Source organism: Bacillus paralicheniformis (assembly GCF_002993925.1).
In the GTDB taxonomy this organism is placed as follows: Bacteria; Bacillota; Bacilli; order Bacillales; family Bacillaceae; genus Bacillus; species Bacillus paralicheniformis.
The window spans coordinates 1,616,999-1,636,081 of sequence record NZ_CP023665.1 but is presented as its reverse complement, the minus strand read 5'-3'; the positions used below and the strand labels follow the sequence as shown (position 1 = coordinate 1,636,081).

Annotated in this window: 21 protein-coding genes; 2 read left to right on the top strand and 19 right to left on the bottom strand. The window is 46.2% G+C overall.

Annotated elements, in window-relative coordinates:
* Window positions 1-201: 201 nt before the first annotated feature.
* The 6 genes from CP943_RS08380 to CP943_RS08355 all read right to left on the bottom strand — a co-directional run bounded on the left by CP943_RS08380 (window position 202) and on the right by CP943_RS08355 (window position 7,629).
* The gene (locus CP943_RS08380; RefSeq protein WP_020451223.1) at window positions 202-1,395 is read right to left on the bottom strand and encodes an ABC transporter permease; all 1,194 of its coding nucleotides are present in this window, start codon (window positions 1,393-1,395) and stop codon (window positions 202-204) included.
* A complete protein-coding gene (locus CP943_RS08375) occupies window positions 1,392-2,084 on the bottom strand; it encodes an ABC transporter ATP-binding protein (RefSeq protein WP_020451222.1) in 693 nt (230 codons plus the stop codon). The genes CP943_RS08380 and CP943_RS08375 overlap by 4 nt, the downstream gene beginning before the upstream one ends.
* A complete protein-coding gene (locus CP943_RS08370) occupies window positions 2,081-3,217 on the bottom strand; it encodes an efflux RND transporter periplasmic adaptor subunit (RefSeq protein WP_020451221.1) in 1,137 nt (378 codons plus the stop codon). The genes CP943_RS08375 and CP943_RS08370 overlap by 4 nt, the downstream gene beginning before the upstream one ends.
* A complete protein-coding gene (locus tag CP943_RS08365) occupies window positions 3,218-3,913 on the bottom strand; it encodes a YknW family membrane protein (protein ID WP_105980915.1) in 696 nt (231 codons plus the stop codon).
* 125 nt (window positions 3,914-4,038) lie between these two features.
* Window positions 4,039-5,859, bottom strand: coding sequence for an ABC transporter ATP-binding protein (locus CP943_RS08360; RefSeq protein WP_026579782.1), 1,821 nt, complete (start codon window positions 5,857-5,859; stop codon window positions 4,039-4,041).
* Between the two features lie 12 nt (window positions 5,860-5,871).
* Complete coding sequence (locus CP943_RS08355; RefSeq protein WP_023857282.1) at window positions 5,872-7,629, bottom strand: ABC transporter ATP-binding protein; 1,758 nt, start codon at window positions 7,627-7,629, stop codon at window positions 5,872-5,874.
* A gap of 266 nt (window positions 7,630-7,895) precedes the next feature.
* Here CP943_RS08355 and CP943_RS08350 point away from each other — a divergent pair, with 266 nt between their 5' ends.
* Window positions 7,896-8,273 (top strand): Rok-like winged helix domain-containing protein, encoded by a 378-nt coding sequence (locus CP943_RS08350; protein WP_020451217.1) that lies wholly within the window; start codon window positions 7,896-7,898, stop codon window positions 8,271-8,273.
* Window positions 8,274-8,303: 30 nt separating this feature from the next.
* Here CP943_RS08350 and moaD read toward each other — a convergent pair whose 3' ends face one another.
* The 6 genes from moaD to mobA all read right to left on the bottom strand — a co-directional run bounded on the left by moaD (window position 8,304) and on the right by mobA (window position 12,518).
* A complete protein-coding gene (gene moaD, locus CP943_RS08345; protein ID WP_023857283.1) occupies window positions 8,304-8,537 on the bottom strand; it encodes a molybdopterin converting factor subunit 1 in 234 nt (77 codons plus the stop codon).
* Window positions 8,534-9,028 carry a molybdenum cofactor biosynthesis protein MoaE gene (locus CP943_RS08340; RefSeq protein ID WP_020451215.1) on the bottom strand — a complete coding sequence of 165 codons (495 nt, stop codon included), beginning with the start codon at window positions 9,026-9,028 and terminating at the stop codon, window positions 8,534-8,536. Before CP943_RS08340 ends, moaD begins: the two co-directional genes overlap by 4 nt.
* Window positions 9,007-9,534, bottom strand: a complete 528-nt coding sequence (mobB, locus tag CP943_RS08335) for a molybdopterin-guanine dinucleotide biosynthesis protein B (protein WP_020451214.1) — start codon at window positions 9,532-9,534, stop codon at window positions 9,007-9,009. The genes CP943_RS08340 and mobB overlap by 22 nt, the downstream gene beginning before the upstream one ends.
* The gene (locus CP943_RS08330; protein WP_020451213.1) at window positions 9,501-10,793 is read right to left on the bottom strand and encodes a molybdopterin molybdotransferase MoeA; all 1,293 of its coding nucleotides are present in this window, start codon (window positions 10,791-10,793) and stop codon (window positions 9,501-9,503) included. Before CP943_RS08330 ends, mobB begins: the two co-directional genes overlap by 34 nt.
* 18 nt (window positions 10,794-10,811) lie before the next feature.
* Window positions 10,812-11,825, bottom strand: a complete 1,014-nt coding sequence (locus CP943_RS08325) for a molybdopterin-synthase adenylyltransferase MoeB (RefSeq protein ID WP_023857284.1) — start codon at window positions 11,823-11,825, stop codon at window positions 10,812-10,814.
* A 105-nt stretch (window positions 11,826-11,930) separates the two neighbouring features.
* Complete coding sequence (mobA, locus tag CP943_RS08320; protein ID WP_023857285.1) at window positions 11,931-12,518, bottom strand: molybdenum cofactor guanylyltransferase; 588 nt, start codon at window positions 12,516-12,518, stop codon at window positions 11,931-11,933.
* Between the two features lie 152 nt (window positions 12,519-12,670).
* Here mobA and CP943_RS08315 point away from each other — a divergent pair, with 152 nt between their 5' ends.
* Window positions 12,671-13,627, top strand: coding sequence for a coiled-coil domain-containing protein (locus CP943_RS08315; protein ID WP_023857286.1), 957 nt, complete (start codon window positions 12,671-12,673; stop codon window positions 13,625-13,627).
* Between the two features lie 144 nt (window positions 13,628-13,771).
* Here CP943_RS08315 and rok read toward each other — a convergent pair whose 3' ends face one another.
* The 7 genes from rok to CP943_RS08280 all read right to left on the bottom strand — a co-directional run bounded on the left by rok (window position 13,772) and on the right by CP943_RS08280 (window position 19,063).
* Entirely contained in the window at window positions 13,772-14,359 is a 588-nt protein-coding gene (gene rok, locus CP943_RS08310; protein WP_020451209.1) for a transcriptional regulator Rok, read from the bottom strand.
* Between the two features lie 546 nt (window positions 14,360-14,905).
* Window positions 14,906-15,364, bottom strand: a complete 459-nt coding sequence (locus CP943_RS08305) for a redoxin domain-containing protein (protein ID WP_020451208.1) — start codon at window positions 15,362-15,364, stop codon at window positions 14,906-14,908.
* Window positions 15,365-15,453: 89 nt separating this feature from the next.
* A complete protein-coding gene (gene ahpA, locus CP943_RS08300) occupies window positions 15,454-15,996 on the bottom strand; it encodes a biofilm-specific peroxidase AhpA (RefSeq protein WP_020451207.1) in 543 nt (180 codons plus the stop codon).
* Between the two features lie 295 nt (window positions 15,997-16,291).
* On the bottom strand, window positions 16,292-16,537 hold the full coding sequence (locus CP943_RS08295; RefSeq protein WP_003181323.1) for a YkuS family protein: 246 nt from the start codon (window positions 16,535-16,537) through the stop codon (window positions 16,292-16,294).
* A gap of 62 nt (window positions 16,538-16,599) precedes the next feature.
* A complete protein-coding gene (locus CP943_RS08290; protein ID WP_020451206.1) occupies window positions 16,600-17,724 on the bottom strand; it encodes an N-acetyldiaminopimelate deacetylase in 1,125 nt (374 codons plus the stop codon).
* Between the two features lie 69 nt (window positions 17,725-17,793).
* Complete coding sequence (dapD, locus tag CP943_RS08285; protein ID WP_026579786.1) at window positions 17,794-18,504, bottom strand: 2,3,4,5-tetrahydropyridine-2,6-dicarboxylate N-acetyltransferase; 711 nt, start codon at window positions 18,502-18,504, stop codon at window positions 17,794-17,796.
* A 106-nt stretch (window positions 18,505-18,610) separates the two neighbouring features.
* Complete coding sequence (locus CP943_RS08280) at window positions 18,611-19,063, bottom strand: flavodoxin (RefSeq protein ID WP_026579787.1); 453 nt, start codon at window positions 19,061-19,063, stop codon at window positions 18,611-18,613.
* Window positions 19,064-19,083 lie beyond the last annotated feature (20 nt).

Here is a 19,083-nt window from a genome sequence, read left to right as displayed (position 1 = left end):
AGCACTTTTAAGTCTATCATTAATGTAAGAAGTGTATTTTTAAATTTAGTTTAATTTTCGCATACAAAAAAACCGCCTCTAAAGGCGGTTTCAGCGTGTCGACAAACTCTCGCATTCGTTGTCAGGCCTGCTAAGTCGATGCTCATGAGTAGGAGCGGGTGTTTCAAAGTGACGCTTATCGGCTGACGGCTATATGCCGCTTTACTCATACCTCAATGCATCAATCGGATGAAGGCGGGCCGCTTTATTGGCCGGGATGAGGCCAAAGATAACCCCGATCGCCATGCTGAACAGGACGCCTCCGAGGACCACCTGCCAGGAAACGAGCGGCGGCCAACCGGCAAAAAACGAAACTAGGGCGGCTCCGCCGTATCCGAGGCCGATGCCAAACACCCCGCCAATCAGCGTGATCAAAGACGATTCTATTAAAAATTGCATCAAAATCTGGCCTCTTGTTGCACCAAGCGATTTTCGAATCCCGATTTCCCTCGTCCGTTCCGTGACCGACACCAGCATAATATTCATGACGCCGATCCCGCCAACGAGTAAAGATATGCCTGCAATTGAGCCGATGAACATCGTCATAATTGTTGTAATCTGGCTGATCCCGGCCGCTATGGCCTCCATGTTCATCACTTCGTACGAGTCCGTGGTGCCGTGATTGTTGTTGACGGCCGCGGCAGCCTGCTTTCCGACGGCTTGCAGATGGTCGGCAGATTCAGCTTGAACGGAGACAGAGTCATAGTCGCTGATGCCGAAGGACGATTTTAACATTGAAAACGGAACATACATCTCATTCATCCCCAACGCAAGCAGCCCGGTTTCTTCTTTTAATACGCCGATGATTTCAACGGGCTGGCCATTGATCCATACGACGCGGCCGAGAGGCGACTGCTGAGAAAAAAGTTCCTCCGCAAGTTTCGGCGAAACGACGGCGACCCTGCTTCCGGCATTGTAATCCTCTTCTGAAAACTCTCTTCCCTTTTCGACTTCCATCGAGTTGATGCTGATATATCCGTCATTAATGCCGTTTACAGCGGCATCCGTTTTTTCATCCCGGAAACGGACATTCATAGACTCGGTAGTTTTCGCAACGACATGCTTCACGCCTTCGAGTGACTTTAAACTTCTGATGTCTTCTTCGGTGAAGCCGGCGTCTAAATAGGCGTTGGGATTGGACGTCAATTCTTCATTGCTGGGCTGATAATAGATTTCGACCGTGTTGCCGGGCCCGCTGATCGTCTGCTTGAGCATTTGCTCTCCTCCTTGCCCCGCTGCAACAACGACAATAACAGAGCCTACACCGATAATGATTCCGAGCATTGTTAAAATCGAGCGCAGTTTATGGGAAAGGATGGAACTTAACGCCATTCTCAAGTTTTCGATGAGATTCATTGCACCGTCCCCCTCCGCTCTGTTTCCGGCGAGACGATCACACCGTCCCTCACCATGATGATCCGGCTTGTATAATCTGCAATCTCCGGTTCGTGGGTGACGAGCACCACCGTCGTTCCTTCCTCATTCAATTCGGTGAATTGCTCCATGATGTCCCGGCTTGTTTTCGTATCGAGCGCTCCGGTCGGTTCATCGGCCAATATCAGCTTCGGTTCATTGACGATCGCTCTTGCGATGGCTACACGCTGTTTTTGGCCGCCGGAAAGCTCGTTCGGCAAATGGCGCATTCTGTCCTTGAGCCCGACTTTTTCAAGCGCCCGTTCGGCCCGCTCCCGCCGCTCTTTTCTTGGAATGCCGGAGTAGATCATCGGAAGCTCCACATTCTTTATGGCATTCAGTCTCGGCAGAAGCTGAAACTGCTGAAAAACAAAACCGATTAAACGGTTTCTGACGCCGGCAAGCTCCCTTTCACCATATGATGAAATATCCTCGCCGTCCAGCCTGTAAATACCCGATGTCGGGCGGTCAAGACAGCCGATAATGTTCATGATTGTCGATTTTCCAGAACCGGAAGGCCCCATGATGGACAGATATTCACCCGGCTCAATTTTCATATTGATCTCCCTGAGAACATCAATAGTTTCCCCTCCGATTTGGTAGCTTTTTTTCACGCGGGAAAGCTCAATCATTGAAGCTTCACTTCCGTTCCGCTTTTCATGTCCTCGGCCGGGTTTGCGATAACCCGGTCCTTGTTCGTCAGACCGCCGGTAATTTCAACGACGCCATCTGCTTTCTCGCCGGTTTTGACATTGATCCGTTTCGCCTTTCCGTCTCTGACGGCATACACGTATGATTGATCATCATCCTGCTTGACGGCATCTTCAGGAAGAGCCTGAATGGTTCTTTTGTCCGTCTGGATTTTGAGAATCATATTGAAGCCGGGCTTTGCTTTAGGACGCTCCCCTTTTATTTTGACTTCAAACGGATATTGAACAGCTTGTTCCTTTCCTCCCGCAGCACCTGCAGACGCCTCTTCTTCGGGAACCAATCCGACTTGAGAGATTCTGCCCCGCCACTCTTTATTTTGGATGACATCCGACGTGATGGTCACGTTCTGTCCCTTTTTCACTTTCAATGTGTCATACTCTGACAACACGCCTTTAACGACAAGCTTGTCCTCGTTACCTATATGTATAACCGGCTTTTGAATATCCGATTGCTTTAAGGCGGCTTGTTTATCAGCGGTGATCACTGTCCCGTCAATGCCGCTTTTTACTTGCAGCGCTGCAGATTTTTTCGCGAGCGTTTCCTTTTGCAGGTCGGCTTGTTTCAGCTCAAGCTGAAGCGATTTTTCTTCCATTTCAAGCTGGGACCGTTCGTCATCCATTTGCCTTTTGGCTTTTTCCGCTCCCAGCTCAGCCTTCAGCTCGTCTTCCTTGCTTTTTAGACTGCTGATTTTTCGCTTTACCTGTTCAAGCTGGAGTTCCTTCGATTGAATGGATAAAGCATTCTGTTCTTTTTCCAGGCGAATTTCTTCGTTCGTATAGGTGAAAAGCACATCTCCTTTTTTCACCTTGTCGCCTTCTTTTACTTTGATGTCGGCAATTTTCCCTTTTTCGGGTTCAAAATATTCGTATTGTTCGTTGGCAAACTTTAGGGCGCCCGGAACCATGACTTCAGAAGAAATCTCTTTCTCTTCCAATTTGACGGTTTGGACCGCTGTTTCAGCCCCTCCGCCCGTTTGCACCGAGCGGTAGAGGTTGAGTCCGATAAAAAGCGCAGCAGCCCCAACAATGATAATGCCGATCCATATTTTTTTCATTTACATTGCTCCTTCAAATGTATCGAAGAAATTCCTCGCGATTCCGCCTGTTAAAGCGAGCAAAATGGAGATCACAAATAAAATGATCACACCGGTCCAAGCCGCTTTTTTGGAGATGCCCCCAACCTTTTGGAGACCCAGTGCAACCAGTGCGAGCGACCAGATTGTGAAAATATCAAATACACCCAATACCGATTTGAGCGGCTCGTCTGCCGGGATGATGCTGCTTAAAGACGTGATGGCGATCGTGGGATCAATATTTGAATAATAGATCACAAGCCCGCCTATGAATTGCCCGATAGCCGCAATAAAATATGTAAAAACAGACAGCGAAAACATGTGAACAAAATTGGTTGTTCCTCTTCCGATTTTGACAATCAGCCAATAGATTAAAGCGCTGATCAGCAAGGCAATCACAAAGCCGATGATCCCGCCGATGATCCCGCCGATGATCCCGATTCTCTTCATAGTGGCTTCAAATGTTTCATCATCTCCCGGCATTTCCGACAAATCGGTAGATAACACCGTTTTTTCGCTGAGCATATACGCGCCGGTAACCGACAATAATAAAACAATAACAAGCGGAAACCAGACAGCCGGCTTTTTTCTCATTCTCTCAAACTGTTCTCCGGGATGGGTAATCAATCCGAACAATGACGGATTTTTTACTTTTTCAGTTTCTAAATGCGTTTCCATATGTATCCCCCTTAAAAAATGAATTACCAGTTTATACGCAGAATCATCTAAAATGTTTCACCTCTGTTTTCTCAAAAAAACGCCCCGGCCGCATTTCAGAATATGCGGCCGCGGACGGTTTCAGTTTAGTTTCGCTGAAACATTTGATACTGCGCTTTCACCAGCTCATAATACATTCCACGTTTTTCGATTAATTCCTGGTGATTTCCTTCCTCTATTTTCCGGCCGTGGTCAAGAACCAGGATTTTATCCGCATCCCTTATCGTTGAAAGCCTGTGAGCGATCATAATAGCCGTTCTGCCATGGAGCAGGGTTTTCAATGCAGCCTGAATCTTGACTTCCGTTTCTGTGTCAATACTTGCGGTTGCTTCATCAAGGATCAGAATGCGAGGGTCTGCCAGGAGCGCCCTCGCGAATGAAATGAGCTGCCGCTCACCTGCCGATAATACATTGCCGCGTTCTTCCACTTCTGTGGCGTATCCATTCGGAAGCGCTGAAATAAACGAATCGGCCCCGACAGCTTTTGCTGCTTCGATCACTTCTTCATCGGCGGCATTCGGACGGCCAAAACGAATATTTTCCATAATCGTTCCGGAAAAAATAAACGTATCCTGCAGCACGATGCTGATTTGCGAACGAAGATCGGAAAGCGAGATATCGGTAATCGGTATTCCGTCCACTTTGACAGTCCCGCCTGTTGCATCGTAAAACCTGCTGATCAGATTCGCGATCGTCGTCTTCCCTGATCCTGTATGTCCGACAAGCGCGAGCGATGTTCCCGCCGGCACCTCAAATGAAATGCTGTGCAGCGCCTTGCGATTCCCGTCATAAGAAAATTCCACCTGTTCAAATTCGATCCGGCCTTTTAATTCTTTAATTTTGACCGCATCTTCCTTGTCTGCCACACTCGGTTTTTCATCCAGAAATTCAAATATCCTCTCTGACGAAGCCATCCCCATCAACAGCTGGTTGTAGACTTGGCCGAGCCTTGAAATCGGCTCCCAGAACATTCCGAGATAGAAGGCGAATGAGACAAATACACCGATCGTAATCGTTTCATTGATGATTAAGCTTGTGCCGTACCAGATTAAAATGGCCGTCCCGACGGCGTTTGTCATTTCTACAAGCGGGCGGAATGTCGCATTTTTTTTCGTCGCTTCCCGCCAGGCTTCAAAGTTCTCGCTGTTGACGCCTTCAAAATACATCATATTCTCTTTTTCCTGCGTAAATGCCTGAGTGACCCGGATGCCTTGAATGCTTTCATTCAAATGGGAATTCAGTTTGGACTGCTTTAAGCGCACCTTTTGCCAGGATCGTCGGATTTTCCTTCTGAGATTGGTTGAAATGAAGAACATAACAGGCAGCGTCACCATGATGGCGATGGTCAGCTCAGGACTGAGCGAAAACAGAATGACGATAATACCGAAGAGGAGCAGGATATCCATCAATAAATTGATGACTCCGCTCGTAAATAATTCCTGCAGAGAATTGATGTCATTCATGATCCGGACAAGGATGGAACCTGCCGAACGCTCATCGAAAAAGCGATGCGACAGCCGCTGAACATGCGTAAATAAATGCTGTCTGAGATCATAAATGACATGCTGGCCAAGCTTGTTCATCCAGCGGATTCTCAACACATTGCTAACATAATTGACAAGATATAATCCACTGATGACGGAGATCAGAATCGCAAGAAGATTCATATCCCGGCCTGCGATTGCTTTGTCGAGCGCATAGACGCCGATCAAAATCGGCACCGTCAGCCGGATCGCCGCCGAGATCATGACCGTTAAAAAGGAGAGCGGCAGCAGATTTTTTCGGTAAGGCTTTAAATATTTGAGCAGCCTCCACATCTGCGCCCAGTTAAAAGGCTTTTCAATGATTTGGTCTGAAGTATAAAAAAACCGATTCATCAATGTTTGTTTTTTCGCCTGATTTTCCATAGCAAGAGCCTCCTATCCTGCAAAATGCGGCTCATTCAACACATTTTGATCTTTATACTGCAAATCAAAAATCCGTTTGTATAAACCGTTTTCTTCCAATAATTGTTCGTGTGTTCCCCTTTCCTTAACAACACCTTTATCGAGCACAAGAATTTCGTCGGCATGCTTTAAGGATGAGATTCTGTGAGCGATGATGAACGTCGTCCGATCCCGCATCACTTCCCGCAATGCAAGCTGAATACGGTGCTCCGTTTCCATGTCAACGGCACTCGTCGAATCATCGAGGATGAGAATGCCCGGGTTCAGACAAATCGCCCTCGCAATCGCGATTCGCTGTTTTTGGCCACCGGACAGTCCGAGCCCCCTCTCGCCGAGCATCGTATCGTATTGGTTCGGAAGCTCCATGATAAAATCGTGCGCCTGAGCTCTTTTCGCGCTTTCGATGATCTCTTCCATTGATGCATCAGGATTTCCATAAGATATGTTTGATCTGATCGTTGATGAAAATAAAAACGATTCCTGCGGGACGACGCCGATATTGGAGCGCAGCATTTTTAATGAGTAGTGTTCAAGCGGCTTGCCGTCGATCATGATCCGGCCGGATGTCGGCTCATAAAAGCGGCTCAGCAGTTGAATGATACTGCTCTTTCCTGACCCCGTCGCACCGATTAACCCGATCGTTTTGCCGCGCTCGGCTTGAAAAGACACTCCATGCAGTGCTTCAGCGTTTTCTTTTGTATATTGAAGGGAAACATCGCTGAATACGACATCGCCGTTCAGTCTGCCGTTTTTCACCGCATGTCCGCTGTCGGTGATTTCCTCTTTGGCATCAAGAATTTCCAGCAGCCGCTCTCCTGATGCTTTCGCTTGTGAAAACAGGTTGATGACATAACCGAGGTTCATGATCGGCCACATTAAGTAATTGACAAGACTGAAAAAAGCGACAAGCTCCCCCGGTTTTAAGCTGTTTTGCATCACGAGCCAGCCGCCGAACGACAACAGGGCAACGAGGCAAATATTGCCGATAAACTCCATCAGCGGAAAGAATTTAGACATGATAAACGAAGCGTTTAAGTTTTTATTTCGAAAATGGTCATTTGAATGAGTAAAGTTTTGAATCTCAAAATCTTCTTTTGATAAAGATTTAACGGTATTCATGCCGCTGATATTTTCCTGAACTTTCGTATTTAAACGGGCGAAAGATTTTCTTATGTTCCGAAAAGCCGGATGCACTTTTTTATCAAACCTGTAGACAACCGCTCCTAAAAACGGCAGAGAAGCAATCGTTACCAGAGTCAGCGGCACAGAATAAGAAAACATGACAGACAGACTGAAGGTGACAAGCAGGATAAAGCGAATCGCCTCAGCAAAACCGAAAGATAAAAAGAATCTGATGCCTTCGACGTCAGCCGTAAGCCTCGACATTAAATCTCCCGTTTTAGCGCTGTCATAATACTTGAACGGCAGACGCTGCAACTTCGCATACAGCTCTTTTCTTAACCGGTAGACCGAGCGGATTCCGAACATATCTCCAAGATACTGATGAAAAAAAGTAGCTGCGCCCTTCGCCGCCATGACAGCAATGAACCCGAGGCTGATCCATATGACCAAACCGTACCTTCCGCCGAGAATCACTTCATCAATTGTCATTTGCAGAATAATCGGGTAAACAACAGTGATCGCCGTCATCAGAAGCATCGACACAAGCGACCACAAGAACATTCTTTTATAAGGCCAATAAAAATCTTTTAGTTTTTTAAGGGACTCCATTTGCACCAGCACCTTTCCAATTCATGTAAAACAAGGACACATCATCTAATATATCGGTTTGCGAAATAAAATTCCACCGATTTTACAAAATTCAGACTTATTATGGAGTTTTCCTCCTTCTTCCGCTTGAAATAAATCTTTTTTAAAATGTGACAGTCAATAAAAAATAGTTTCTTGTTGGCAAAGGAAATTTTTTGATGAATGAAGGAAGATGATGTAAAATAATAGAAAATGTTATCAAATTATGAATGACGGAGTTGATTGCAATGGCGAAAAGAGAGGCTTTAAAAAAACAGCTTCTCCTCTTAGGTGAATTGGAACAAAAAATCTGGAAGGACTTCCGGAAAGAACGCGAAGGGATTTACGCAAGGTTAGGAGAACTTGACAGACAAATCCAGCGACATAGACGTTCCACTAAAGAGTATTATGCAGCACATTGCGTAGACATTATTAAACAGCAAAAAGGAAAAATTGTAACGACAAAAGAACTGAAAATGAAACTGAAAGAAAGAACCAATTTTAACGTTCACCGTATTAGTGAGCTTTATGACTTGATTCAAAAATTAGAACCAAACATTTCGAAAGAACGGCGCGGCTGTTTTATTTATCTGGAAAACGGTTCGAAAAAAAACGTCGGTCGGTAACAGGCTCTATGCCTGAACCGACCGACGTTCTCAACCTCCGCTGACCGGGGGAATAAGAGCAACCGTATCTCCAGACTTAACCTCACTGTTTCCTCTTCTGTACACTTCGTTGACAGCGATCATCGCTCGGTCCGTCCCCTGAAGATTGTAAGTTTCTTTTAAAAACTGTCTGATGTCGTCTGTTGTCGTTTTTTCTTCATCTATATCAACGCTCTGCGCACCCGCTTGTTCGGCAAGCTGGGCAAACAGTAAAATTTTAATCAAAGGTCAGCACCTCTTTTTCTGTCGGAAGCCGCTGCTTCCAAATCTGGTTTCCCTTCCGGGTATTCAGTTGTCTCAAGCTGGTCGCCGATCCAAGTCTCGCCGTCCTCCCAATGTTCTTTTTTCCAAATCGGCACAATTTGCTTTATCCTTTCGATCGCATATTCGTTCGCTTCATATGCCGCTTTCCGGTGAGGTGACGACACCGCGATCACCACGGCCGCGTCGGAGATGTCCAGCCTGCCGATGCGATGGGTAATCGCTGCAGCTGTACCAGGCCATTTTTCATTGATTTCTTTCCCGATCTGAGCAAGCATGCTGACCGCCATTGGAACATATGCTTCATATTCGAGATAGAGTGTCTTTTTTCCATTTGTCCATTCTCTCACTGTTCCAATAAACGTCGTGATGGCACCGGCTTCCCTTTTTTCAACTTTTTTGACGATATCTTCGATGACAATCGGCTCTTTTGTTATAACAAATCGTTCAGACAAACGCCTTCCTCCTTTAGATGATTCAGAATAAAAGCCACGGCGCTCGGGTCTTCAATATGAAAGGATGGAACATCCGTTTTCGGCTCGCTCTTTTGATAAATGACGGCGATGATGCCGTCCAATTCCTCCAAGAGCTGACAGTCCGCTTCGTTTCTGACCATGACAACTTTTTGATATGGCGCATGTTTAAATCCTTCGATGAGAAGACACTGAACCGCTAAAACTCCATAAGCGGCAATCAGTTGATCAAGCGTCCACTCGCCGCGCGCCCTCAGCTGAAAAACGCCTGCTCCTTCGACGCCGGACGCAGCCGCTCCAGCCCGAAAAAAGCGGTCGGAATCCTTTCCCTCGGCGAAAACATCCGGTTCTCCTCCATGTCCGTGGTGTTTCAGGCAGCCAATCTTGACTCCGAGCTGACCGAGCTTTTCCGCTAGTTTTTCAACGAACGTCGTTTTGCCGCTGTTTTGGTACCCTACGATCTGGAGGATTGGAAAATGTGCGGCCACAGCTCTTCACTTCCGTTCTCATCCCGGTATAACAGAACATGCACTCTTGCCCCGGCCTCATAGCCTCTCGTTCCGCCCGGCAAAACCATCAGCGCATTGGCATCTGCCAGCGACGTGACGGCGCTTGATTTATCCAGGCCGACAGGCTCCGCATGAAGCGCCCCGTCTTTAATGGATACAAACGAGCGGACAAATCTTGTAAACGGATTAGGCTTTGGAAAATCCTTGCTTAAAACCGCTTCTGCACATAAAGAATACGGCTTTTGATGATGCAGCCAGGTGTGGAGGGACGGCTTGACAAACAGCTCAAATCCAACGAAGCAGGCTGACGGGTTCCCGGAGAGCCCAAACAGCAATTTGCCGTTTAATTGAGCAACAGTCGTTACACTTCCCGGACGCATGGCCACTTTATTAAACAGGACCTCGGCCCCGAGCTTTTCGTAAATTGCCGGCAGAAAATCAAAGTCCCCTACGGACACCCCTCCGGTCGTAATCAGAAAATCCACCTTGTCCAAAGCTTTTTCCACCGCTGCAAAGCTTTCGTCAAATCGATCAGAAATCTTCCCTAAATAAAGGGGGGTTCCGCCTGCTTCTTCAACCTGGGCGGCCACCATGCCTGCATTGCTGTTGCGGATTTTTCCGGGAACGAGGGGATCGCTGACATTCAGGAGCTCCGTTCCGGTGGCAATGATGCCTACCACAGGCTTTTTGACTGCAGGTACCGCTGCATATCCGAATGTTGCAAGCAAAGCGACGACACCCGGTGTGATCCGGGTTCCTTTCTTCACAAGCACTGATCCTTTTCTCGCATCTTCTCCGGTTTTTGAAATATTTTCTCCCGGCTCCAATGAGCGTTTTAACACCATATAGTTTTTACCGTCTTCTGAGTAGGTTTTCGTCAGCTCAAGCATGACTACCGCATCAGCGCCCTCCGGAATCTGCGCTCCGGTCATAATTCTGACAGCTTGAAAAGGACCGAGCGTTTTACCTGACACGGCTCCGGCTCCAATGTGATCAACCACCTCGAATTGCAGCGGATTTTCCCGTGAAGCACCGGCGGTATCGCAAGCTCGGACAGCAAAGCCGTCGTACGGCGAACGGTCAAAAGCGGGTACGTCGTGATCAGCCTTTACATCTTCGGCTAAAAATCTATGGAGACTCTCCTCAAGATGGATCCACTCTGTATCTCCCTGCTTCCAGTGCCGAGAGACACGCGCAGCGGCTTCAAAAACTGGAATGGGCGTTCTTTTTTCAATCATTAAAAAAACCTCCTGTTGTTACATTCCGATGACTCTCGCCAATATGGAGTTGGCTTCTTTTATATCATTTGTGCCGTGAACAAGGGCTCTTCCATCGTTAAATATGACGATTCTGAATGTCTCGTATTGTACATGCAGCAAATAATCATTCGCATCCACTTTTCCGATGCCCGAAAGTTTTTTCATGAGTTCCTCTTTAGGCAGCCGTTTTAACATATCGCTGCGAATTTGGACGGTCTCTCTTCCGCACAGAACGTCGGCTTTTTTTTGGCCCATGTTGCTGAGAAAAGGAAAAACCGGCGTTTCTCCGCACGAAGGACATGTCTCATTGCGGCCGATCTCCATTCGGAAGTGGGTGTTCGCCCATAAATCAAACGTGACAAAAGCGGTTTCAAGCGCATCTTGGTTGTCCGTTAAGATTTTTAGAATTTCAGCTTGTTGATAAGCCGACACCATTTGAACGGCCGGCGAAATAATCCCCGACGTGTCGCATGTAGCCCCGCCAATCGGAACATCTTCAAACAGGCAGGCAAGGCACGGCGTTTTTTTAGGAATAATCGTCATATACATGCCCTGACTGCTGACACAAGCGCCGTAAACCCACGGAGTGCCCGTCTCTTGGGCAAGGTCATTGATGATCATGCGGGTCTCAAAGTTATCCGTTGCATCGATGACAGCATCCGCTTCTTTGATCAGCGGTCTGAGTGTTTCCACGGTGCCGTCGGCAACATATGTACGAAGCTCAACATCGCGATTGATCTGGGAAAGACGTTCTTTTGCGGCTGCCGCTTTCGGAAGCCTTTCCTCCGCGTCTTTCTCTGTATAGAGCTGCTGCCTTTGCAGGTTGCTCCATTCCACATAATCGCGGTCTATAATAGACAGTGTACCGATGCCTGCGCGCACAAGCCCCTCGGCAGCCGACGTGCCGAGCGCCCCGGCTCCGACGATCAAAACATGGCTCTGCCTGATTCTGTCCTGACCCGCCTGTCCGATGTTTTGATATCTGATTTGTCTTGAATACCGTTCATGCATCAGGATGATCCCCTTTACTTCCTTTTCTATATCATATCATTTTTCCGTCCGCTTTTTTTTGAAAAACACTTTCCGAAAAACCCTTGCAATCTATAATAAAATATTTCATCCCGGAAAGAACGGTTCTATTTTATCTAAATCCGACTTTTTATTGACATTTATAAATTCCCACGGCTCTGCCCCGACCCTATCAGCTTCAATATACTTGACGCGGATGCGGTCGAGGAAACTGCTGATCTTCAGCTCGTTCTGCTGAAGCTGTTCGAGGAGGACGGATTTCACCCTTCTGCTGTAGACAGCAACAAGCGGCTGCGCCCTTCCGTCTGCGACCGGCACGACGGCGTCATCCGCCGGGGTCATCTGCCGTTTTAAAGCCGATATGGTCTCCTGCCGGACAAGCGGGGTATCACAGGCCGAAAAAATATAGCATTCCCCTTCCGCCCGAACCATGGCTGTGTACATACCTGCAAGCGGCCCTCTCCCACTGAACGGTTCGATATCTTCCAGCACCGCTTTTTCCCCGAGTTCTTTAAACCGCTCCGTCAGCCCCGGACGGCTCAATATCAGGACATCGCCTCCCAGCGCATGTTTGCACCATTGATAAAGCGGCTTGCCTTGCCAGCGGGCAAACGCTTTCGGTTCCCCAAAACGGCGTGAAAGGCCTCCCGATAATATGACATGTATTTCTTTCATGCAGCTCAACCTTCCTTCGCGTGTTTCTGCCTGCGAACATCATAGCAAAATTTTAGAAATCCGAACAAGTCTGTAAAATCTCTTTTTCAAAAGGCATGCCGTGTTTCATTTATGCATATTGTAGTTGTAACATTAATAGGGGGCTGGTCACCATGAAAAAAACAACGGGTTCGCTGCCTTATTTTCATGATTTATCACAGGAAAACCTTTTTTTAAAAGCGGAGCTGGCAAGGTCACATCAATTGATCCACGAGCTTGAAGCAAGCTATTTTCATCAAAAAAATCATAAGCTCAGCCAGGAAAACGCAGCGCTGAAGCAGCAGCTTCAGCAGCTGTCAATCGAACTGGAGCGGATTTCGGCAAACAAGGAAGACGAGTCGGCCGAAACGCTCAACCGGATAAAAAGCGAACTGCTGGGTAAAATCGTTGTTCTTCAGGAGCTCCTTCAAAAAGAAACCTATGCAAGAAAACAAGAGATAGAAGAAAAGCACCGCCTTCATTTAACAAATGTAAAAGCCGAAGAAGAGAAAAAAAGCTTACATAGCCAAATAGAATATGAAAAGCTTCATGCGGAAAAAGAAAAAACGCTGAGGGAAAAAAAGGAGCATGAGCTCGAAAACGCTGCACACGAAAATGCCCGCCTGAAAGACGAACTTCATGCTAAAGGTCTTCAGCTCAAACAAATCGAAACAGATGTTGCGGTATTAAAAGAGCGGGTGACAGAAACGAAAAACCGCCTTTTGGAGGCTGAAAAAACAAAAGAAGCGCTGTTTTACGAAACGATTTTATCCTATAAAAGGCAGCTCGATGAAAGTGATAAGTGGATCGCTTCTCATTTTGCCGATATTGATACATCTCAGCAGACGGAGAAGGCGCTTGAACAAAACGAAGAGCTTTTTGAACGGTCAGAGCAGATCGAGGCGGTACTTCAAACAGTTACGGAGCAAGTCGATCAGCTCCAACAGCAATTGAGCGTCATCAAACAAAATGACACGAAAATGGATCAGAAAATAACTGAATGGAAAAAGCAGACGAAAGAAGAAACAACCCCGCAAAAATGGGTCTATCAAATTAAACGCAAAGACAAAGAAACAAAACCTTTAAATTGAATACCACTTTAAGGAATAATTTGGATTTTATAAAAAACCGCTTGAGTCGATTGTCTCAAGCAGTTGATTAGGGCGGCGGCGTATATAGCGGCCGCCTTGGTGTTCCTCAAAATGGAAACGCTATCTGGAAAAGCAAGGGTTTGACTATTGCTGCTCTGTCTCGGTAGAAATCTCACCCTCTAATATATATTGACCGCGGTATGGTTTTTTGACTTCCGGGTACATTTTAATCAGGCTTTGCATAAAGGTTGTCATATTAGGGATCTCAAGTCCGCTCTCTTTTTCGATTTCTTTTTGAAGTTCGGAGCTTTTGATGGCCGCATTATGGCGTTTTAATGTTTTAATCGCCGCTTCACGCAGTTTTGCAGCTTTTGAGCCTGGACGTGCTGTACCCCTTCTGCGCCTTGTCGTTCCATCTGGAATTCCGGCAGGCAGTGAGGAGGTTTGCGGAGAAGTCTGCTGCTGGTTCTTTTGAGATGCTTGCGGCTGCTGCTGTTGTTGCTGATAGCTCTTCATCTCCTGCGCAGCTAATTCAGCTAAAACAGGGAGAGATTCCGTTTTACGCTCCGGGCGAAAATCTTTTTTTGTATCATTAAAGCTGGATGGACGATCCAATTCACGCAGCTTTGCATATATATTATCCCGCTCAATTTGATACTCCCTAATCACCTTAACCTCAGCCTCATTCAGCTGCTCCAATCTTAAACGCAATGCTTCCCTCTCGTTAAACATACCGTTTATACCCTCCTATCAGAATAAATAAACCTTCCAATAAAAATATTAGATTACCAAACTAATTTTATCAACTATTTTTTCGTTTTTCTACTGTTGCTTTCCGTTAAGAAAATAGAACTAAATTTCCGGAAAACTTGAAGCCTGAGGAGTTTTCGAAGCATTTCGGCCTACTCTAAACCCATTGTCGAAAAATGGTAAATAATGAAGGAACATAGAAAATTACTTTTCAACGAAACATAATTTAGGAATAGACTCTACTGTTTAATCGTGATGGAAAGTGTGAAATATCAATGATTAATCCGGCTTATAAATCCAGAATATTCAAAATTGCCAGATTTCACTTGTCGAATTCGCAGTTTGTTGTGTACAGGGAAAGTCAGAAATACTCCTGAAACAAAAACAGGACATAAGACTCATCAAGTAAAATAAACAGTGTCTAATGATCCATTTGTCGAAAGGGGCGGATAGAGGAAATTTTTTTGCTTTTTTTGCAATGAGGAGCCGAATAAACAAAAAACCCCATGAAAACGGGGCTTTTCATCTTTATTCAGCAGACTGTTCTGTTTCGGCAAGAACACGGTTTACACGTTTTTCGAGCATTTTCATCCCGCTTCCTCCAGCTTGAAAATGGCGAAGCTGGCCTGTTTTATCAAAAACGTAATAAGCCGGAACATATTCATTTTCGAAAGCGTCAGTCAGCTTATGGTCGCTGTCAACAAAAACAGGCTGAGTAATATCATGTTCAGCGGCAACCTCTTTGATTTTATTCAAGTCTAAATCGTCTTCTGAACGCGGCATATGCACGGCCACCACGTTTAGTTTATCGCTGTAGCGGTCGCGGAACTCATTGACTTGCGGCATTGCCTCTTTGCACAAGTGGCAGCTGATCGACCAAAAATGAATTAATGTCGGCTTTTCTCCGATAAGCTGCTCTTTTGTCACTTCTCCGTTTAACCACTCTTTTGCGCCGGTCAGTTCCGGCATCGGCTGGCGTAATTTCATGATTTTTCCTCCATTGTCATTTTTGTCGATTAAAAAGGTCTAACAAATGTTAGACCTTTCCAATCTGATTTCTAATTTGAGAATAAAAATTAAAGAGTTGCTTGACCCGGTTTCCAGTTTGCAGGGCAAAGACCGCCTGTTTGCAGCGCTTGAAGCACGCGCAATGTTTCGTCTACATCACGGCCGATGTTGTTATGGAACACTGTTTGATATTGAAGTTCGCCTTCCGGATTAATGATGAACAATCCGCGAAGCGCCACACCTTCTTCTTCAATCAGTACGCCGTATTCACGGGATACTTCATGGTTTGTGTCGGCAGCAAGCGGGTATTTCAGCTGGCCGAGACCATTTTCTTTGCGGTCTGTGTTAATCCATGCCAAGTGAGTGTGGATGGTGTCAGTTGAAACGCCGATTACTTCTGCATCAAGGTCTTCAAACTCGTCATAGCGGTCAGACATTGCTGTAATTTCTGTCGGGCACACGAAAGTAAAGTCCATAGGATAGAAGAATAGAACCGTCCACTTATCATTCTTCATGTTTTCTTCAAGGCTTACTTTTCCAAATTCTTTGTTTGCAAGAACCGCTTCCATTTCAAAGCGCGGCGCTTGTTTACCTACCATGCGTTCTGCCATTTTATGTATCCCTCCAATTGTGATTTTTGGGTTCTGCTACCCATATCAAAATGAGAATTTAAATATTAAATTCTCATTTAGTTAATAACATCACATACATAATTCATTATAATACTTACCATATTTTTAGTCAATATTAATTGATAATAAATTTAAATTAGCGGTTGTTCTTTTTTTAAGCCTTTAAAAAAAGTGTAACATGCCTCCGGATGATGAAACAACCGTTTAACACCCGACAGCCGTTTTTTTGGAAAAACAAGTTAAAACCGAAGCTGGAACTTCGGTTTTATGTTTATTACTGAAGTTTTTGCTCAACCTGCTGACAGATTTCATCGGCAGTTAAACCAGTCGCCTGAATGACAGATGCTCCGGTCATCGTATCTGAAATCCCGAGCATGTCAGTGTCCAGACCAGTGACAACACAGCAGTCGCAGCCTTTTGCATCGTCTTCGGTTTTCATCGTTACAACCTCATACCCTTTTTCCTTCAAAGCAGCCTCGACATCAGAAAGAGATTGTTCGATTCCGATTTTTTTCGACATGAAGAAACACCTCCACCAATTAAGATGCCACGTTTGCTGATTTTTTATACCAGCCGCTTGTTCTAATTGGCTTTGGAAGAGAAATAAGCCGTCATAACGCGGACTGCCGTCTCAAGCGCTTCCTCTTTCGGCTGCAGTTTGGCATGGTGGAGTCCGTAAGGTGAATCGACGCCGAGCCAAAACATGAAGCCCGGATACTTTTTCAGCATATAGCCGAAGTCCTCTCCTGTCATCGCTTCTTTTGAACGGATGACCTCTGCAAGGCCGTTTTCAGAAACGAACTTCATAAAGTCTTCAACTAAACCGCTTGAATTATAGACCTGATAATATGCTGCCGGATAGCTGACTTTACCGATGCATTGATAAGCCGTTTCCAGGCCGCTCACCATCGCCTCGATCCTTTTCTTCACCTGTTCCATTGATCCCGGGGACAGCGTCCTGATCGTCCCTTCAAGCCTTGCTTGCTGAGCGATAATGTTTTGTGCTGATCCGCCTGTAATCGTCCCGATGGTAATGACAGCACTGTCCAGCGGATCGACATTCCTGGCTACGATCGACTGCATTTGCGTAACGAGCGAACTGGCGGCGACCACCATATCTTCTGCAAGGTGGGGATATGCGGCATGCCCGCCCTTTCCTTCAAGTTCGATTACAAGCTCTGACGTATTGGCAAAGAGCAGCCCGCTTTTCGTTCCGATCGTTCCGACCGGGAGCTCAGGCGCGATGTGCAGCGCTGTGATCATGCTCGGCTCCCACTTTTTAAACAAATCGCTTTCAAGCATCGGTTCAGCGCCGCCCGGCCCTTCTTCAGCAGGCTGGAACAAAAACAACAGATCTTGTTTAACCGGGTTGCGGACGAAATGATCGATGATGCCGAGGGCAATCGTCATATGAAAATCATGCCCGCACGCATGCATCCGGTTCTGATGTATGGAAGAAAAAGAATATCCGGTATCTTCCCGAATCGAGAGCCCGTCCATATCCGCCCTGTAAGCCAAAATCTGTTCAGGGGCTGTCCCTTTAACCTTTACAAACAGTCCGGTTCTCCACTTTTCGATTTCAATCCGGTCTTCCGGATGCTTTAGTAAGTGGTTCAAAAGATAAGCCTGTGTCTTATATTCCTGAAAACCGAGTTCAGGAATTTGGTGCAGATCTCTGCGAATCGCTGCTAATTCGTCCAATTTCATCTTTCTAACCTCCCCGGCGATACGAAAATGCGTGGATTGTCACATCCACGCACTTTTCGCCGCCGCTTCTTAAAGCTGACGCAATTCCTGTTTGATTTCTGTTTTGCCTTTTGTTTTTTCATCGATGTCTTTGATTTTTTTCGCAGGCGTTCCGGCAACTACTGTGTAAGGTGCCACATCTTCCACAACGATTGCGCCGGCAGCAACGACGGCTCCTTTTCCGACAGTCACACCTTCAAGTACGACGGCGTTTGCACCGATGACGACATCGTCTTCAATAACGACAGGTTTTGCTGAAGGGGGCTCAATGACACCGGCAAGCACGGAACCCGCTCCAATGTGGCAGTTTTTGCCGACGGTAGCTCGTCCGCCCAGCACGACATTCATATCGATCATCGTTCCTTCGCCGATTACAGAGCCGATGTTGATGGAAGCTCCCATCATGATAACGGCGTTGTCGCCGATTTCCACTTGATCGCGGATGATCGCACCCGGCTCGATTCGCGCTTTAATATTTTTCAAATCGAGCGTTGGGATCGCCGAATTGCGGCGGTCGTTTTCGACAACATAGTCTTCAATTTTACCTTTGTTTGCTTCGAGCACAGCTTGAATCTCCTCCCATTCACCGAATACTACCCCAGTATGCCCTGTAATAAAAGGCTTGGCTGAAGCGCCGAAGTCAATTCCTTCAAGGTCGCCTTTCACATACACTTTAACAGGTGTTGATTTCTTACTATTTTGAATAAATGAGATAATCTCATTTGCATCCATCATTTTCATTATGTAAGTCCTCCTTCTCTTTTTCTCCTCATTACTGTATCAAAGGAAAGATTTAAAAACAAGAAAAAAAGGAAAGGGGGCGTCCCGTTTCCTTTTTTAGCAAATGTCATGCCGGCACTTCACATTTCTTTGCAAAATCCCTGCCGAATTGAAGCAGCATGTCTTCTTCTTCAACTTCCGGATTCATTTCGATTTTGACGGACGGAAGCACCGTGTCTCCGCCAAGCTCTTTGATTTTGTCCTCAAGTATGTCGACGGCACCGCAAAAATGCTCGTAAGAAGTATCTCCGGACCCGAAAACGGCAAACATCTTGCCTGTGAAATCCATCCCTTCCATATCATCGTAAATATCCAAAAACTCATCCGGGAGATCCCCGTCGCCCCATGTATAAGCGCCAAATATCATATACTGATAATCGTTAAAGAGCGCCGCATCTACATCCATCGCTTCATGGCGGTCAACTTCGGCCCCGCCCTCAAGAAGGCCTTTCTCGATTAAATCGGCCATTGCTTCTGTATTTCCAGACATGCTTGCATAAACCAGCAAAACTTTCCCCATCGTTATTCCTCCTATAAAAC

Bases quoted from the DNA above. Each gene is read 5' to 3' on its own strand.
- CP943_RS08360 (WP_026579782.1), bottom strand. From the start codon at position 5,859: ATGGAAAATCAGGCGAAAAAACAAACATTGATGAATCGGTTTTTTTAT.
- dapD (WP_026579786.1), bottom strand. From the start codon at position 18,504: ATGAAAATGATGGATGCAAATGAGATTATCTCATTTATTCAAAATAGT.
- mobA (WP_023857285.1), bottom strand. From the start codon at position 12,518: ATGAAAGAAATACATGTCATATTATCGGGAGGCCTTTCACGCCGTTTT.
- CP943_RS08380 (WP_020451223.1), bottom strand. From the start codon at position 1,395: ATGAATCTCATCGAAAACTTGAGAATGGCGTTAAGTTCCATCCTTTCC.
- CP943_RS08315 (WP_023857286.1), top strand. From the start codon at position 12,671: ATGAAAAAAACAACGGGTTCGCTGCCTTATTTTCATGATTTATCACAG.
- CP943_RS08355 (WP_023857282.1), bottom strand. From the start codon at position 7,629: ATGGAGTCCCTTAAAAAACTAAAAGATTTTTATTGGCCTTATAAAAGA.
- CP943_RS08370 (WP_020451221.1), bottom strand. From the start codon at position 3,217: ATGAAAAAAATATGGATCGGCATTATCATTGTTGGGGCTGCTGCGCTT.
- CP943_RS08290 (WP_020451206.1), bottom strand. From the start codon at position 17,724: ATGAAATTGGACGAATTAGCAGCGATTCGCAGAGATCTGCACCAAATT.
- ahpA (WP_020451207.1), bottom strand. From the start codon at position 15,996: ATGGCAGAACGCATGGTAGGTAAACAAGCGCCGCGCTTTGAAATGGAA.
- CP943_RS08365 (WP_105980915.1), bottom strand. From the start codon at position 3,913: ATGGAAACGCATTTAGAAACTGAAAAAGTAAAAAATCCGTCATTGTTC.
- CP943_RS08350 (WP_020451217.1), top strand. From the start codon at position 7,896: ATGGCGAAAAGAGAGGCTTTAAAAAAACAGCTTCTCCTCTTAGGTGAA.
- rok (WP_020451209.1), bottom strand. From the start codon at position 14,359: ATGTTTAACGAGAGGGAAGCATTGCGTTTAAGATTGGAGCAGCTGAAT.
- CP943_RS08330 (WP_020451213.1), bottom strand. From the start codon at position 10,793: ATGATTGAAAAAAGAACGCCCATTCCAGTTTTTGAAGCCGCTGCGCGT.
- CP943_RS08280 (WP_026579787.1), bottom strand. From the start codon at position 19,063: ATGGGGAAAGTTTTGCTGGTTTATGCAAGCATGTCTGGAAATACAGAA.
- CP943_RS08375 (WP_020451222.1), bottom strand. From the start codon at position 2,084: ATGATTGAGCTTTCCCGCGTGAAAAAAAGCTACCAAATCGGAGGGGAA.
- CP943_RS08305 (WP_020451208.1), bottom strand. From the start codon at position 15,364: ATGAAATTACGCCAGCCGATGCCGGAACTGACCGGCGCAAAAGAGTGG.
- CP943_RS08295 (WP_003181323.1), bottom strand. From the start codon at position 16,537: ATGTCGAAAAAAATCGGAATCGAACAATCTCTTTCTGATGTCGAGGCT.
- CP943_RS08325 (WP_023857284.1), bottom strand. From the start codon at position 11,825: ATGCATGAACGGTATTCAAGACAAATCAGATATCAAAACATCGGACAG.